This window comes from Maridesulfovibrio zosterae DSM 11974, assembly GCF_000425265.1.
In the GTDB taxonomy this organism is placed as follows: Bacteria; Desulfobacterota; Desulfovibrionia; order Desulfovibrionales; family Desulfovibrionaceae; genus Maridesulfovibrio; species Maridesulfovibrio zosterae.
Genome location: NZ_KE384342.1, coordinates 721,378 through 738,061 on the forward strand (window position 1 = coordinate 721,378; position 16,684 = coordinate 738,061).

The window sequence follows — 16,684 nt, forward strand, 5'->3', positions numbered from 1 at the left end:
ACCTGAAAACCGAAAATCTAGCTTGCGGCTTCGCATGAGCATTCACACTCGCTACCGAAAACTTTAGATGTAAACTTAACGTACCAGGCTGCTGATTGTACCTGAATAATATAAGCCAGAGCAATTACAAGCGCCGCATCTGAGCCTTGAGGACCGAATGCATTAATAGCAATTGCAAGAGCAATCGAGAGATTGCGCATTACAGAGCCGTAAACTAAAGCAATTGCATCTCCGCGTGGAAGAAATGCCTTACCGATGAGAGTACTTAATGCATAATTTAATGTGTACAGGATCAAAAGCGGAACCAAAATACTCAACAGAACTTCTGGAGCAGCGGCAATGGTTTTAGCTTTAAGAGCGAGAGCTACAAATACAATACCCAGTACACCCAGAGTTGATAACGGAGGGAATTTGGGACCGATATATTTCTGAAAATCTTTCTGACCATATCTTCGGACAAGTATACGCTGAGTAAAATAACCAAGAGTCATGGGCAGAAAAACTATGAAGAATATCTGCTTCATTACTGCGAGCATACTCATTTCAATAGTCGTTCCCATAAGAGCTTTAACAAATAGAGGAGTCACCAATGATCCGCAGACAAGTCCGATTACAGTCATTTTTATAGCTGCGGACATATTGCCTTTAGCAAATCCGGTCCACGAAATAGTCATTCCACTGGTGGGAACCAGTCCTGCGAGAAGTAAACCAAGAGCCATGTATGGACGGTCTGCAAAGAAATACTGCCCGAATCCATATGCAACAAAAGGAACTATCGCAAAATTGATGAACTGAGTCAGTACCTGTGCTTTTACATCTCCACCTTCAAAGACCTTTTTTATCTTAAGAGTTACCATCATTGGATAAACCATAAGAAAAGTGAACGGAACAATCATGGTTTTGAGCCATGCTGTTTCAAACAGAAGTCCGTAAGCAAAACCCGTTAACATCATCAGAGGAATTGCCAAAATCAAATTCGCTGAAATTCGCTGAAAAATTTTCCACATAATATGCCTCCATTTACTATCACTTATTAGTAAAAAAATTTTTTGATGGATAAACCAGAATACCATGCAGAAGGAATTTAACTGAAAACCATCCTTCACAGTTGAAGCACTTTATCACTGAATCATGATCATATTTCTTCAACTGAATATCCTGCTTGAACGAACAAAAAGGACAATGTACCATTATGAAATCCATGAGCACCTCCTTTTGAATGCTCTTGAACTTAATATACTCAGCTAAACATATTTCAGCATTGATCCTGATCAATACAAATAAATTTAAAGGAATTTGATGAATAACATAGAAATAAAAGCAGCTATCGGAGAGATTCCGGTTTTTTCACGGCTAAAGGAAGAGCAGTTAATACGGCTGGCTGAACATGCTGTAGTCAGCAATATCCCTAAAAAGGCCATTTTTTTCAGTGAGGATAAATCTTCTCAGGGAATGCATATTTTACTTTCGGGTAAAGTGAAGCTTTTCAAACTGGCTGAAGATGGGAAAGAACAGACTATCTTCGTATTCGGCCCAGGTGAACCGTTTTGCTTATGCTCAGTTTTTTCTGATGGTAAGATGCCTGCCAATTTAGGAGCACTTGAGGACAGCAAGGTACTTTTTATAAGTCCCGCAGAATATGAGAAACTTGTTCATGAAGACCCTACTATTTTGATGAGTATGATGCGGGTTATGTCCCGAAGGCTTAAAGAAGCAATGGACATGATCGATTCACTTTCCCTTAAGCAGGTTCCATCCCGTTTAGCGGCTTATTTCCTGAGTATGGAAAAAGATGGTCTGGTAGAAATGGATATTTCATATCGTGAACTTTCCAAAATCATCGGAATCACGCCGGAAGCCCTGTCGCGGGCAATGAAAAAAATGTCGAAAAATGAACTGATTGAAGTAAGCGGTACAACTGTCACAATTTTAAACGCAGATCTGCTCAACAGCTGCAGTGAAGGATTCTGTCCATAGCCGAGTAGCAACTTTGTACTATGCCGCATCTGAACATTCGTGCAATTTTCCAATCATATTAAAAAATGAAAGGAAAAACAGCATGAACATCTTCGCTTTTCTGGCATATAGCATTGTAGTCACGTTTACCCCCGGCCCTGCGAATATAATGATTTTTTCAACAACGCAGAATTACGGTTATAAGCAGGCGCTTAAATTTGTTGCAGGAGCTTCACTGGCGTTTTTCCTGCTACTGATCTTTGCAACAGCAGCCAACAGCTTTATGCTTGACTTCATTCCCGGCATTGAACATGTCATGGGTATTATCGGGGCATTATATATGCTCTATCTGGCCTACAAAATATTTAATATGGATATTCAAAACGACCAGAACCAGAGCGGCGGATTCATGACAGGATTCATAATGCAGTTTATCAATCCTAAAGCTGTGATGTTCACATTAACAGTGATAGGCAGCTTTGTAACACCCTACTACACAGCCCCGATGGACATAGCCTTATTTGTAGCTATACTGGCGGTTATAGGTTGCTGTGCCTATTCATCGTGGGTGGTTCTTGGAGCACTCTTCAGCTGTTATATGCAATCTTACCAAAAACAGGCCAATATTATACTGTCTGTTACAATGATCTACTGTGCCTATGCCGTTTCAGGAATTTAAACTAATCTAAGGTGTCTGCAATGCGTGAATTCAATTACTATACGTCAAATGATATCACTTTATTATCAGCAAAATTCGACGAGTTTAAATACAAGAAACATGCTCATGAAGAATACTCCATAGGTGTAACGTTAAAAGGAATACAGCAATGGAAGCTTGAGGGCGAACAGTGCCAATCCAAACCGGGCGGGATTATGCTCTTTAATCCGGATCAGATTCACGACGGTTGTGCCGGTGATGAAAAAGGCCTTGAATATGTCATGACATATATCCCCACAGATCTTTTTAAAGAAATTTCAGGTAAAAAAGATATATTGAGATTCTCTGCTCCCGTTGTCTATGACAAAAAGCTTGCCGCGAACATTGTAAGTCTGGCGCACTCTATAGAAACAGGACAGACTGAGCTGCTTACAACCGAACTAATCATGAGTGTTATCGATCGCACAGCCAATGCGGATGAAAAGATGCGTATGCCTAAGAGCTTTACAGCTGTCAGGCGTGCCATTGAGATGATGCACGCAAGTTATGAGCATCCATTAAAGCTGGATGAAATATGCAATGAAATTCAAATGTCCAAATTTCACTTCATACGGCAGTTTAAAGCAATTAAGGGGGTTTCACCTTATCAGTTTTTTCTTAACGGCAAAATTGCCCATGCCAAAAAACTGCTTGATGCCAAAGACGAATTATACGATGTCATGCTCAAATGCGGGTTCTACGACCTTTCACATATGAACAGATTATTCAAAAGTGTCTACGGAGTTACAGCATTCTCGTATTCTCAGCTGGTAGGCTAAAAGCATTATTCAATCACAATATATGATGACATAGGGCAATACGGCATACGTTTGATACTAAAACTATCAAGCCCTAAGATTTCCTTAAGAGCAAGAGTTTCACCCGGAAAATTAGAATCATTGAGTTCATCAAAACCTATTACACTTCCTTTGGTCAGATGTGGTCTGATTGCTTTCAGACAATCATACGTAGGCTTATACAGATCAAAATCAAAATATGCCAAAGCGACAATCGTTTCAGGATTTTTATCAAGATATTCAGTAATCTTAACTGAGGCATCACCCTTAATAAGTGAATATTTCTGAATATGACTGATAGGTGATTCCTGCTCATGATAATCAAGCAGATCAGCTAAATATCCCTCATAGTCTTTAGTAACACTGTAGTTTCCTTTGCATATCCGACGAGCATTACCATCTTTCCGGTTGGGTTCGAGAAAACCCTCAAAAGTATCAAAACCTATCAGTTTGCGGTTGTAATTATATGGCTCATAGATTCCGCGAAGTGATGTAAAGAGTGAAAGAGTCTGTCCCCAGCGCACACCGAATTCCATAACCACGCCATGCACATCAATAATTTTTTTATATAGTTCGTGCAGAAACAATAATCGGGATAATGACTTGCGATTAATATATAAACCTAAATTCTGAAGCATTTCCTGCTGCGGAATTGGACTGTTCCCAAACAACTCACCCAGATTTGCGCGGGCAGCATGTTCTTCATCAGATGCAAGATCATTGTCGCCCAGACTTTTTTTAGACATATTCCAACTCCAGAAGAACACTTTAAATTAATTAGTTATATCATCGAAAAAACAACCGGCGTTATTTTAGCTGCCTGCCTATTGAACAGGCAAAATAATATACGATATGATCATAAAAAAAGGTAGCACTTATATGGTGCTACCTTTTTTAGATAAACCCTAGAGTTAATCACGCAATATTTAATTTTTTATGCTGATAACCGTCGAATCAAAGTATTGAGTTCCTCACACATTCTAACCAATTCGTTACTGGCTTCATTGGCCTGCATCATTCCGTCTGCTGTCTGGGAAGCAATAGAGTTAATATCATCTACGGCCTGATGAATTTCTTCACTGGTGGCGGACTGCTGCTCTGCTGCGGTAGCAATTGACTGAACCTGATCTGAGGTACTGATCACAATTTCAACAATTTTTTCTAAAGTATGACCAGAATTTTGTGCAATATCAGTTGAACGTTCAACCGCAGCATTCGCCTGTTTAACGCCGTCAATAGAACGCTGAGCACCGGCCTGAATTGCGCTGATTGCTTTACCAACTTCATCAGTTGCAGTCATAGTTTTTTCAGCAAGCTTACGGACTTCATCAGCTACAACAGCGAACCCTCGCCCGGCCTCACCTGCTCTGGCAGCCTCAATAGCTGCGTTAAGAGCTAGAAGATTGGTCTGGTCAGCAATATCCTGAATTACACTGATAACGCTGCCAACTGAGTCCGTCTGCTGGCCAAGATCACTCATAAATCCGCCCAGAGTTTCGGCATGAAGACGCACTGTTTCAATCGAATCTATAATATTATGTACCTCTTTTTGTCCGGCATAGGCATTGTCTTTAGCATCATTGGCATTATCGGCAGCACTTACAGCATTACGAGCAACTTCAAGAGTTGTGCTGTTCATTTCTTCCATTGCTGTGGCTGTTTCAGTGGTCCTTTCAGATTGAAAACCTGCACCGCGTGCAGCTTCATCAATCTGCGAGGCAATAATAGCAGCAGAAGAATTAACCTGATCTGTAATTTCTACTAATTCTGAAGCAATCTGTGCCACCTGTCTGGCATTTTCCTCAATCTCCTGCTGTTGTTCCTTCACTTCAGTAAGATCAAAATAGATGGTTAACGCACCAATCTGATTATTATCGAGGTCATAAAAAGGATCCGCTGAAAATTGCAGAATATGTGTTCGTCCCTCACCTTCAATGCGGGTTTCGCCTTCAACCCTTATACCGTCTTCAACAACTTTATCCGTTCTGGTTTTCCTGCTGTTATCACCATAAATATAACCACCGATAGTCAGGCCAATATATTCTGAAGGATCTTCTTTTTTTCCAGATACTTTAAGTAATTGTTTACCGATAAAATTAATGCGGGCATCCTGATCACAGGTCATGAAAGGATAGGCATCGGCAATAGCATTCAATACTCCCTCTGCAAATCCAATACGTGTCTTAAGATAAGCAACTGCACTGCAAAGCTCAGAGTTGAGATTTCCCAATTCATTCACAGCAGTATCCGGCAGATTACAACTCAAATCTCCACAAGCTAATTTTTTCAAATACCCAACTGTATCATCAAGGGAAGATGATATTTTTTTCAAAGCAATACGACTGAAAAGCCAACCAAGAAGAGAAAAGACTATAAATGAGGAAAGTAAGGAATAAAAAAACAACTCAGGAGAAAGGACTAATTGACCGGAAATAACATTTGAATTCGATACATCCAGCACTTTGGACGCTATAAAAAAAGCAATACACCCACCAGAAGCAGAAATAAACACACCTATACTAAGTAACGACCTAATCTTCATACAACCCCCACTACCACCAAAGGATAAATTTCAAACAACTCGATTCCAGACACATTGACGAATGTATTAAGCGTTTTCGAAACTCCCTCAACATTAAAATGCTCACATTCGAAAATTATGTTTTCGAAAATACCCAAGCAAAGCATTAGAGTCAATGTAATAGGACGATTTCGTATAATAAATACAACAAAATAGTAATTTTATCATTTTATATCGATACGTTGTTACTAGATTAATTAAATATATTTATTATATAATCTATAATGGAGTTCTTTTATGTCTAGATTAGTCAGAACAGATAGGAACGAACTATAGAGAATTGAAGATAGTAATCGATGATTGAAAAAAGCATTTTGCAACGATGCAGGATATTAAGAAATATTTTTTTTAATATCACCCGTACAGCAGCACTCCCTGCCGCGACTATAAACATAAAAAAATTCAAGATTAATATATACTAGTTCCAAAAATATTTATAAGCACTATAGGATCATAAATTGATATATTAAAATAATGTAAATAAAAATTTTATGAATGAATATAAGCACAAAATGATAAAAGGTATTCCTGCAACCTTTGGCACCAGCTTCTCATTATCTATAGATTTATCACATTTACATGAAGGCTTTTTAAGGCACCCACAAATATCCATACAACTGTCTTTAACGCTCAGATCCTGTATATTATTCCGGCGTGCCCATTCTAATTGAAAACACTTAAATGGTAAGTATTCTTCCATTTCATGAATGATTGGAAATTTTTTTTCACTTATAGATTTATAGTATTCTATAGTTCTGATCCACAGCATACACAAAAAAACACCGAATAAACTTACACAAAATAAAAAACAATAAAAATTTGATAAATCAGATCTCTCATCTTTAATTAAAAATACAATCCCTCCCATAAGAAGTAAAAGAAGTAGTGCATAAAATTTATGTATATCACTACGCAATATACTATTTTTGCATGCAGCTTCTACATAAACTTTATACTGCTCCAGCATCTGTATTTTTTCAAAACCTGGTTTATCACTCATAGCCAACCCTCCAGAGTAGACTCTAGAAATATATTATAACTCCTATATGACTATGACACAAGCAATCCTGGAAATATTGAGAAAAAGGCGATAGATAGCGAAGTACAATTAGGCATTACATCCAATGCCTATAGGAGTGAGCAAGTCACTAAAACTATGGAATATGTGTATTCGTATTTTCAAATTTTTTATATTTCCACCAGAAACTACCGTGGTATGTGGGTACAAAACTTTTGAACCATTCTAGCCAGTTACTGTGTGACGGTATCCACCAGCCCTTACTTTGAACGGGAAAAAATGCAAGCCCAAGCTTCCACATTAAATAATTACTGTGGCTTACACAGTTCTGATAGGTGGTTTTGGTAAAGGGTAAGTTTGGCCATAGAGCGGCGTAGTCGGTTTTAGTACCTTCCAGTAAATTTCTCACAATTTCATATTTTTTCAGCATGGCTTCATCCACGCCTATATAATAGACATAGGTAGTCGAGCTACCTGTTGATCGTGCCCAGTCAATATCCGCAAGGGGCTCTCTATCAAATATCCAACCTTCATCACCTATTCCGGTCAGAGTGAGGTACGCAGTGCTTTTCTTTAGAGCGAGTTCGGGCTTAACTGGAACAGCTTTGGGCTTGACCAGAACAGCTTTGGGCTTGACGTGAACAGCTGTAGTAGTCAGATCAAGATCATCTAAATCCGGACTAATGAGAAAGGTTGTCGCATGACCATCTTCAAACATCTTACCCACGCTTTTTATCCACGATCCAGGGCTTGTGAGACTTAATCCCTTTGCTACTCCTGACCATGTCAATATTGAATAGCATATACCGAAAACTCCTTTGGCTCCTTTGGGAATAATGAGACTATCCCAAAGGTGTGTTCCCTTGAGATTACCAGCTACTATTATTTTATTTTTCATGGTTTTTACCGCGGGTTTTTATCTTTAAATCTCTGTTTTCTATTAGCATTGTTTAAACTCCTTTAGATCAGCAGATAACGTTTAGTCTTGGTAAAATCATAGATCGTAACCTTGCCACATGAATAGTCCATTGACAGCAACGAAGATAAGTTGTGCCCCACAATATAGGAGAGAGAATAACTAAAATACAACCTTAGTGCTATTGTATCTATACTCTCAGTATCACAAAAATAAAATGCTACATACTAAAAAACAGAGAACGTCAGATAACGTAGCAAAATAAGGTCATAAATATATTTATATTTCATCATGTTCATGCTTCAGATCCTAAATGTGACAACAAAATAAATTGCAGCAAATGCAAAAAGCTGGAAAAATTTATTAAAACTGCAAAGCAACGTTTATGATTCAATTTAGCTTTTCCCAATTAAACAGATATGTAGTAGATTAATTTAGTGTATAAAATTTATATCTAAAAATTAACTGGCTCTGTTAAATTAAAGGAGAGCAATATGAACCAGATCTGGCGTGTATTAATATTCACAACTGTTTTATATTCAGGGCTTACATTATATTGCTTTGCAACTGACATGTCTCAGGGGCTTCAATGTCCACCGGGATGGAATGATAACGTTGCCGCGAGAGGAAATGATCTTATTAAACAATGTGTTTCACCATCGCAGGATGCTTTTATTGAATTATACGCTGCGCCGGGTGCAGAAGTCCCGCTAGGAAAACTGCTTAAAATATGGGCGAGTGAGATGACGAAAAAAGGACTACCCTTTCAAGACTTTGTATCTGAACAACCAGGACATGTTTCAGGCTACCCGGCAGTAACCAGAGTATATTCAGGACATACCCGCAACGGGGCATATTTCGATTCATCACTCGTGGCATCTAGATATCACGGTGTAAACTATATTTTTCAGGGACTGTCACTGAAAGGGCACGAACAGGCCAGACAGCAAATGCGACATGCCATGAATACATGGTATTATCCCGGAGTATCGCAGCAGAATAATAATTCACCATATGACACCCTTCCTCTAGGCTCCGGCAGTACCAATACGCCATACGGAAATGATCCCTACGGCAATACTCCGCAAAATTTTCAAGTTCCAACCTCAATTAAAGTAGACCGACATGGCAACGGCTGTGATGCTATGCTTAAAATATATGATAATTTCGGACATCATATAATGGATTATCAATCATCATATGTTGGAACTCACCCATTCAATGACACTCAGCTTGGCTGGGACTGGACTAAGAAAAAATACAGAAACTTTTTCAAAATAACAGTTCATAATTACTCCGATTCAGAAATAAGGTTTGTGAAGCTGATAACGAATTCTTATAAACCGTTAACAAAATACTGCACCAGACCGAACGGCAGCAAATATCCATGTGGCACATCCAGGGTTTCTACATATATCTATAATGATATAGCAACAGCATTTGAAGTGGACAGAAGGAAAACCAATGTCCTCCTTCCCGGCAAATCCAGTGTTAAGCAAGGCTCCTTCTGGTCCAGCGCAAATGATTTCAGAGGGAAGACAAACAAATACACATACTATTTTAAATACAAAGGAAAAACCTTCAGCTTTGAGGCGTGCAGAACATACAGATAAAGATGCAGAAAAGCCCCTTACAATGATCATTGCAAGGGGCTTATAAATTCAAACTGCCGTCAGGTAGTTTCGTAGTGTATTCTACATCATTTCATCATAAATCTTCTGCCGAATGCCGGCACTGTGCTTAAGCACTCCAACTTTGTCATCAATGAAATCATAGAGCCGTGGACGTTTGCCTTCAGCAGGCCGCAGAATCCGACCGATGATCTGTATCAGCCTGCCTTTGGATTTAATGGGTGAACAGAGAAAAAGAGTGGACAGTCCGGGACAATCAAAGCCCTCACCGATCAAAGAAGCTGTACTTGCCAGCACTTTGACTTTTCCGGCATTAAGATCCTCAACAATAGTTTCCCGTTCACCTGCCGGAGTCTTGCCGGTCAAGACAGCCACATCCACGCCATGTTCCTGTAGAATATCCGCCAGAGCAAAAAGATGCGCAGTTCGATCAGCTACGAGCAGCAGAGTTCCCGAATTCTGTTCAAGTTCGTCTTCAACACAGTTCGCTATAATTTCATTGCGGTTGTAGTCCTCGGCAATCGCAGTCATCATGCGTGAATATTCAGTTGAAATATCACCAGTATAGGAAAAAGCTGTATTCACTGTGAAAATTTCAGGTTTAAGAATAGCTCCGGTGTTACGTAGTAATTCAGGATTGACTCGATGAACAACATTGCCCAGTGTCAAATTTATCATCCGGTCAAGACCGTCATTCCTGTAGGGTGTAGCTGAAAGTCCGGTCAGATATTTTGCATCAAAACTGGTTACTACATCCTGAAAAGTGCTTGCCGGTGTCCGGTGGCATTCATCCACCACAATATGCCCGAAAGCCGGAATCAATTTATCCATACGATTACGGGCGGTCTGAATTGTAGCTATAGTAAGCGGCTGAATATTGAACTTGCCGTTCCCCACCTGTCCAGCCTCTATACCCAGAAACTGCCTGGCTCTGTCTACCCACTGGAGAAGCAGTTCCTTGGTATGCACAATAACAAGACATGGCTGTCTGCGCTGAGCGATTAAGGCTAACGCCATTACAGTCTTTCCGGCACCGGTTCCTGCTTCCATCACCCCTTGAGTAGACTGAGAAAATGATTCTAAAGCCTCGCACTGATAGGATCGAAGTTCACCCTTGAAGGAAAAATCAACAGGATCAAGTTCGCGCCTGTCATCTTCATATATAATTTCTTCACCAACATCTGTGGCAAGCCGATGAAGCTCCAGCCCGAAACCACGCGGACAATGCAGCTTTTTTTTACGGTCTCCTGAATACATCTTGATGTACTTGGCAATGCGTCCGGCCCTGCGTCCGTATTTCATAGCATTGATGAACTCAGGATTCATAAGAGTCAGGGACTCTTTGATCGTATCCACCAGATCGGCAGGCACATCCGTCAGAGTCAGATCATTTGATATATGAATCAGCATTAAAACTCCTGCTGGAACTCTGTCCATGTTATATCGGGATGAAGATCTTCAGTGACTATAATTTCTCAGCCCGCAATCACTCAGCGAGCCATTGAAAGATGTTCTAAGCCGAACCGCCAGTCCTTTCCCTTAATCTTAAATTCTTCAACAGATTCATAATCTGTCAATGCAGCCCAGCTATTTACCTAATTCATCCAGAAGAGCAAGAGGCTGTGGATGATTATGGTGAAATATCACCCTGCCGCGTCATTGATTAAACAAAAAACGATAGGACGGTTTACAACTATAAGCCTTAGCCTATATCGGGCATTAAAACTGCTATCTCATTAAATTATAAAAAAAAACAGCAAAGCCATCATTCATGTTTATTCTCAAATGGATAAAAAGTATGAGAAAGAACTTGTGTAATATTTATATTTTAACACCTTAATTTAGGTTCATCCGGTTTAAGCGTACTTTTGACAAAATGAAAGGACATGGCGTTCAATCGATATTCACGCCAATGAACGTCGAAGAGGAGGCTCTACGGCTAAACAAGCCGTTAGCGACAGCCTACTATTTAAAAGAAGACTTGCGCCAGATATGCAGTCAGTCAATGGAAGGTACAAATAACAAAATCAAGACCATGAAAAGGCAGGTATATGGATACCGTGATCTGGAGTTTTTCAAGCTAAGGATTCCGGGCATTAATTAAATTTGTTTCATATAAACCAAAACCTTTTCTGCAAGAACACAGAACCAGACCAACCATCACCATAAACAACATGATTACCTTTCTCACACCAATTCCATTTTTTCCTGGCAAATAGCACTGCAGACCTGTTCATTCAAGCACTGAAATAGATCAAACCTTACTGCATAACCCTCCGATCGGGCTTCATTTTATCAAGCACACCATATATCATATCTGCAAATTTACGCATCCGTTCTGCAGCCCGCTCGTCTTCAATTATCTCAGCATCCTGTTCAACAAATACTGCAACCGCCTGCAGACGTATTGCCCCCTCAGTCATGGAAATATTTCCGGCTTTCATTTCTTCTGAGATGAATTTCACCTGGTCTGCATATTGTTTGAGTGGATTCATATCTTCAATTTCCGCATTCATTCCACTGCTCTTCTGGCTCATGATCGGATCAGGATTTGGATTCTGGGCATCCAGAGTTGCCGTTAATAAAGGGCGCAATAAAACGCTATGGTTCTTTCTGGGGATGTTCGCTGTATGCTTGTTGCAATTTTAGCTTATATTGTCCCTGCCAGAACTGATGGCAATGCCCATACATCTTAATCCCTGCTGTCTCTAAAATGTGTACAGCCTGCGGAGAAGCAGAACTGAAAAGAGACTATAGATCAACTCCCGGAGCATAATTAAAACGCAATGAACTTAACAATCTTAATCAGGTATCTGCAACGTTCCAAACTGACCGATTATATTAATATGCATGTGCTTTTTGACTTATATAAACCTCAGTCAGCATGACTAGTCCGGAATCCTACTCTCGTCCTATTTGCCTTATCTGTTTCGGGCACCATATGATATGCTTGAAAGTTCCACTCAGCCCTAATTTTATTTTCAGTAATAGCTTCATTAATCCATGGACCTAAACCAATACAAATCAGGTCATCTAAAATATAACTAGGTCTTGAAGGTTGCTTCCCTTTTACAGAATAATATGCATGAATAAGCTCGTGAGCCAGGCCTATGGCTGAAGGGCGTTCCTTGATTAGAGGATCATCATAAGCTTCCCCATCAAAACTTTTCACATAAGCTTTCTTGAACCCAACACCTACGTTACTACCAGGACCATTATCGCTACAGTAGTAAAGTGTCATCACAATTGAGTTAGCAACATGTCGAGGATTTGGATTAAAAGATTTATGTTTTCTCTTTATTTTATCAATCATCCACCATAAAGCATCTTTACTTTCTACTTCTATTGTTGTGGTAACAGGTTTTATTTTGGCTTTAAAATCTATCCAATCAAACTGAGGAGTAACGGCTTCTTTATACTCAGGGATATTAATAAATTCTGTAATAAATTTTTCCTCATCAAAACCTCCCCGTTTAAAAGCTGCTATTAGATTTACGGCCCTTCCATTTTCAACCGTAATATCAATTTTTTTACGGGATCCTTCATATGTATTATAAGTCATTCCATTTGGATCAGGAAAAATAACAACTTTACGTGTGGAAGCATTCAAAGAATTAAGAAGAAAATTACCTGTGTAAGTTATGTATATATATCCTAAACAACGCTTAACCTCATCGGCAAAAGAGCCTATCTCCCCAGTGTATTTAGCAATGTAGTTTACATGATCTGGATTTGCATTTTCTTCAAAACTGTTAGCTATAAATATCCCGCATTGATTATCAGTTATAATTTTTACATCCGGAGGCGTCCACCGCTCAAAATTATAAATATCAGCCATCATTTAACCTCTTATAATATTATAAAATATAAAAATTACCACGTTGCAAGCTTAACTGAACTGTCAATTCATAGACAAAACCATTAATACTCCAAAACAATCGAACATATAATATTTCTTAACATCAAAAGAAGACTTACGCCAGATATGGAGTCAGCCAAGCAAGAGAGATGCGGCCAGGTTTCTGGAAAGTTGGATATCTCGTGCGAGAACTTCTGGCATCGCCCCACTCGATACTATGGCAAATACGTTGGCAACGCATAACTTTGGGATACTCGCTTGGTACGATCATCCCTTTTCATTAAAGCCAATTGAAGGTACGAATAACAAAATCAAGACCATGAAAAGGCAGGCATATGGATACCGTGATCTGGAATTTTTCAAGCTAAAGATCATGGCATTCATGAAGCGAAGTACGCTTTAACCGGATGAACCATTTTTAAGAGGCCATATGTTCGGACAAATAGCTTTCAAAGCAGAACTTGATAAATTAAAGAAAGAAATCGCTGATCTTGAATTTTCCTACGAGATGGCAGGCAGCGATATCCTAGACATTAAGCATAGTATTTCAGAGCTTCAGCATAATGAATATGCTGATACACCTTTTGCCCGTGTCAGCCGGCTTATGGAGCAGATTAATAGCAGCAGCCAGTTGAAAAACATCCGCATACGTTTTATCGGCGAAGGGAAAGAAGCAGCTCAAAGATATGCCCTTCTGCTGCTTTGCTGCACCGCACGCCAGCGTTCGGACATATATAAAAATGCAGATCCTGTTTTAATTCAAGGCTGCATGGCTTTACTTGAAAAAGGAATTTACGAGCACGAGCACTTGGAGAACCTGTCTAATATAATCCGTGAAGAACTGCGTGGCGAGGCAGTAATTTCAGAACACCGCCAAAAATCACTGCTGGCCGATATGATGCTATGGCATGGTAAAGAGCATGAAAAGGAGATCACCGCACTAATAGAACGCAAAGGATTTCAGATCAGTATGGAAAAATTTGCCATGAAAACAGATGATCTGCTTCATGTAGACAGAGATGCTCTTCTTGAATCGGTTAAACATGTCAGCAACGAAACCGTAACCTGCGTTCTTGCAGAATCCTCCAGCGAAGTAAGAGCTCATATTCTGGATCTATTCAGCACAGGGGCACAGGAAATGCTGGCCAAAGACATAAAAGAATATATCTCAGCTCCGCAGGAAGAAAAGGATGTAGCTGTGAAAGACTTCCTGACACTGGTCAACCACAATCTCCACGGGGATGATACTCAGGATATAGATTTTATCTGGTAAGCTATATCTTGCGTGTATGCAGCCATATTCATAAAAAAAACTGACGCTTATTTATGCGCTTAAATAACCAGCAGAATATTCAAAGCAATTCCCCCTCACAACGGAAGTAATGAGGGGGAATATAAATTCAAGCTTTCATCAGCAATGATCACAGCTTTTAAAAAATATTGAAGGGCAATTAACCGCATAAGCGAGGACAATTATTATCACGCCCCTGCTTTGAACTATGCGAAAAATTTTATTTCGATTTCTTCAGTTCCTTCCTTCTGTTTCAGCTCATAACGCCCACTGTTCACAATAGTAAAATCTCTTTGGGTTGCTATGTTGTTTAATTTATTTTCTATCTCTTGAGCTGCATCGGCTGCACACTCTACATTAAATAATATTTTTAACGAGCTGGGGTTTTCATCATCAAACTGAATCAAAAATGGATTATGTTCGATGAAAACCAGATCATCATATGTATGGGTTATATTGAAGCCTGTAGTTTCAAGAATTTCTTTAGTTATGCCCAGTGGTCTTGGTTTCATCATTTTATCCTTATTTTTGAATATTGTTACTGCTGCCAACTATCCACAAGTTATGCATAGTGATGGTAATGCTTCTTCTTTCGATAGTCATAAAAAGAAAAAGTATCCCCTTTAACACTGCTCTTACAGAAAGTTTATACTTACACATTTAAAAAGCTTCAAGCTTATCCTTTACCACTACAGCTTTTGTCCCTCTATAATATTTTTAACAAATACAAAACGCACTAGTACATTATATTTCTTAAAATGCGTTAAAAATATAAATACCTTGGTAGCAATTTTTTACAATACTCCTGAATGTGAAGAGTAATAAGCTGTATTTATTCAGTTTGATAAGGAGTAATTTCATGCGCTTATGGCAACAGTTTATGATAGGATTAGCCCGCAGTGAGTCTGCGACAAATTTAATGCAGAACTCACGGCTCATGAGCCGGTTTTCGAGTCAATTTACCGGCGGAAAAAATGTGCAGGAAGCTGCAGACCGGGCACAGGAAATGTTTATGCAAGGCATTACCTCATCCCTGTTCGTGCTCGGCGAGTATGAGGATGTAGAAGAAAAGGCAACAGCCATGGTCAACGAATTAGAAGCAATACTTCCATTGCTTGCAGAACGCCGACTAGACCCTCATATTTCTGTTGACCCCACTCAGATAGGGTCCATGGTGTCATGGAATCTCTGCCGCAAAAATGCGGATAGACTGGGACAGGCGGTAAAAAATATCGACTCAAACCATCGTAAGGTGCTTATGGTGGATATGGAGGATTCCTCGGTAACGCAGAACACTCTTGATCTCTACTACGAACTTACAAGAAAGGAAGTTCCAGCAGCCATCACCATTCAGGCCTACCTGCACCGCAGCCGGAAGGACATAGAAAAAATAGTTGCTTCCGGGGGCATGGTCCGGCTGGTTAAGGGAGCATTTGCGGAAAACAAAGATGTTGCACTGACCTCGCGTAAAGATATCGACCAGTGCTACCGTGAGCTTGTTGAAATGATGTTCAGCGAGCAGGCCCGTGAAAATGGAGTATATCCGGTCATCGGCAGTCACGATCACAATATGATCAAATTCGCCGCCAATATAGCCGCTGAACGTGGATGGAGTGCAGACAGTTGGGAAGTGGAAATGCTGCTCGGCGTAAGGCCTGATTACCAGCAGGAACTTGTGCGAAAAGGCATCTCCGTCCGTGTGTACCTTCCGTATGGCGAAAAATGGTGGCCATACAGCGTACGACGGATCGGCGAAAACCCACGCAACTTATGGTTCGTGTTGCGGTCCATTTTTAAAGTTTGAGTATTTTTTGCACAAGCCTCAAAAATGTAGATCAAAATAAACATGAATTTTTCTAGACACATAATTATCAAGTTGATATAATATTATCAATTAAATAAATAAGTTGAAGTCTAAAGCCCATAAAATCAGCACAA

16 protein-coding genes and 2 pseudogenes are annotated in these 16,684 nt (G+C 39.7%); 8 read left to right on the forward strand and 10 right to left on the reverse strand.

Features of this window, described 5'->3' with window-relative positions; translation table 11 throughout:
* Positions 1-17: 17 nt before the first annotated feature.
* Both H589_RS0114875 and H589_RS20815 read right to left on the reverse strand, forming a co-directional pair.
* On the reverse strand, positions 18-1,007 hold the full coding sequence (locus tag H589_RS0114875; RefSeq protein WP_027722769.1) for an arsenic resistance protein: 990 nt from the start codon (positions 1,005-1,007) through the stop codon (positions 18-20).
* Between the two features lie 19 nt (positions 1,008-1,026).
* Positions 1,027-1,203 carry a hypothetical protein gene (locus H589_RS20815; protein ID WP_156891740.1) on the reverse strand — a complete coding sequence of 59 codons (177 nt, stop codon included), beginning with the start codon at positions 1,201-1,203 and terminating at the stop codon, positions 1,027-1,029.
* A 96-nt stretch (positions 1,204-1,299) separates the two neighbouring features.
* Here H589_RS20815 and H589_RS0114885 point away from each other — a divergent pair, with 96 nt between their 5' ends.
* The 3 genes from H589_RS0114885 (at position 1,300) to H589_RS0114895 (ending at position 3,432) form a co-directional block, all read left to right on the forward strand.
* Positions 1,300-1,977, forward strand: a complete 678-nt coding sequence (locus H589_RS0114885; protein WP_027722770.1) for a Crp/Fnr family transcriptional regulator — start codon at positions 1,300-1,302, stop codon at positions 1,975-1,977.
* A gap of 82 nt (positions 1,978-2,059) precedes the next feature.
* Positions 2,060-2,635 (forward strand): LysE family translocator, encoded by a 576-nt coding sequence (locus tag H589_RS0114890; protein WP_027722771.1) that lies wholly within the window; start codon positions 2,060-2,062, stop codon positions 2,633-2,635.
* A gap of 20 nt (positions 2,636-2,655) precedes the next feature.
* Complete coding sequence (locus tag H589_RS0114895) at positions 2,656-3,432, forward strand: AraC family transcriptional regulator (RefSeq protein ID WP_027722772.1); 777 nt, start codon at positions 2,656-2,658, stop codon at positions 3,430-3,432.
* Positions 3,433-3,437: 5 nt separating this feature from the next.
* Here the strand turns inward: H589_RS0114895 and H589_RS0114900 are convergent, their stop codons facing one another.
* From H589_RS0114900 to H589_RS0114915, 4 genes are all read right to left on the reverse strand, one after another.
* Positions 3,438-4,196: a crotonobetainyl-CoA--carnitine CoA-transferase gene (locus H589_RS0114900; RefSeq protein WP_027722773.1), complete on the reverse strand. Its 759-nt coding sequence runs from the start codon at positions 4,194-4,196 to the stop codon at positions 3,438-3,440.
* 188 nt (positions 4,197-4,384) lie between these two features.
* Entirely contained in the window at positions 4,385-5,992 is a 1,608-nt protein-coding gene (locus H589_RS19850; RefSeq protein ID WP_051249759.1) for a methyl-accepting chemotaxis protein, read from the reverse strand.
* Positions 5,993-6,497: 505 nt separating this feature from the next.
* Positions 6,498-7,031 carry a RipA family octameric membrane protein gene (locus tag H589_RS0114910; protein WP_027722774.1) on the reverse strand — a complete coding sequence of 178 codons (534 nt, stop codon included), beginning with the start codon at positions 7,029-7,031 and terminating at the stop codon, positions 6,498-6,500.
* A 154-nt stretch (positions 7,032-7,185) separates the two neighbouring features.
* Positions 7,186-7,947, reverse strand: a complete 762-nt coding sequence (locus H589_RS0114915) for a hypothetical protein (protein ID WP_027722775.1) — start codon at positions 7,945-7,947, stop codon at positions 7,186-7,188.
* Between the two features lie 512 nt (positions 7,948-8,459).
* On the opposite strand from H589_RS0114915, the gene H589_RS0114920 reads away from it, so the two are divergent.
* Complete coding sequence (locus H589_RS0114920) at positions 8,460-9,578, forward strand: hypothetical protein (protein WP_027722776.1); 1,119 nt, start codon at positions 8,460-8,462, stop codon at positions 9,576-9,578.
* An 81-nt stretch (positions 9,579-9,659) separates the two neighbouring features.
* On the opposite strand, the gene H589_RS0114925 is transcribed toward H589_RS0114920, so the two are convergent.
* Positions 9,660-11,006, reverse strand: coding sequence for a DEAD/DEAH box helicase (locus H589_RS0114925; protein WP_027722777.1), 1,347 nt, complete (start codon positions 11,004-11,006; stop codon positions 9,660-9,662).
* A 514-nt stretch (positions 11,007-11,520) separates the two neighbouring features.
* Here H589_RS0114925 and H589_RS21275 point away from each other — a divergent pair.
* Positions 11,521-11,700 (forward strand): annotated as a pseudogene (locus H589_RS21275) (transposase); the annotation flags it as partial.
* Between the two features lie 157 nt (positions 11,701-11,857).
* Here H589_RS21275 and H589_RS19860 read toward each other — a convergent pair.
* Together H589_RS19860 and H589_RS0114940 are read right to left on the reverse strand one after the other, a co-directional pair.
* Complete coding sequence (locus H589_RS19860; RefSeq protein WP_156891742.1) at positions 11,858-12,190, reverse strand: hypothetical protein; 333 nt, start codon at positions 12,188-12,190, stop codon at positions 11,858-11,860.
* Between the two features lie 281 nt (positions 12,191-12,471).
* A complete protein-coding gene (locus H589_RS0114940; RefSeq protein WP_027722778.1) occupies positions 12,472-13,437 on the reverse strand; it encodes a type III secretion system effector protein in 966 nt (321 codons plus the stop codon).
* A 109-nt stretch (positions 13,438-13,546) separates the two neighbouring features.
* Between H589_RS0114940 and H589_RS20685 the strand changes: the two are divergent.
* Both H589_RS20685 and H589_RS0114945 read left to right on the forward strand, forming a co-directional pair.
* Positions 13,547-13,866, forward strand: a pseudogene (locus H589_RS20685) (ISL3 family transposase); the annotation flags it as partial.
* Between the two features lie 19 nt (positions 13,867-13,885).
* Positions 13,886-14,728, forward strand: a complete 843-nt coding sequence (locus tag H589_RS0114945) for a FliG C-terminal domain-containing protein (protein WP_027722779.1) — start codon at positions 13,886-13,888, stop codon at positions 14,726-14,728.
* Positions 14,729-14,952: 224 nt separating this feature from the next.
* Here H589_RS0114945 and H589_RS0114950 read toward each other — a convergent pair whose 3' ends face one another.
* Entirely contained in the window at positions 14,953-15,297 is a 345-nt protein-coding gene (locus tag H589_RS0114950) for a hypothetical protein (protein ID WP_156891744.1), read from the reverse strand.
* A 308-nt stretch (positions 15,298-15,605) separates the two neighbouring features.
* Between H589_RS0114950 and H589_RS0114955 the strand changes: the two genes are divergently transcribed.
* Positions 15,606-16,550: a proline dehydrogenase family protein gene (locus tag H589_RS0114955; protein ID WP_027722781.1), complete on the forward strand. Its 945-nt coding sequence runs from the start codon at positions 15,606-15,608 to the stop codon at positions 16,548-16,550.
* Positions 16,551-16,684 lie beyond the last annotated feature (134 nt).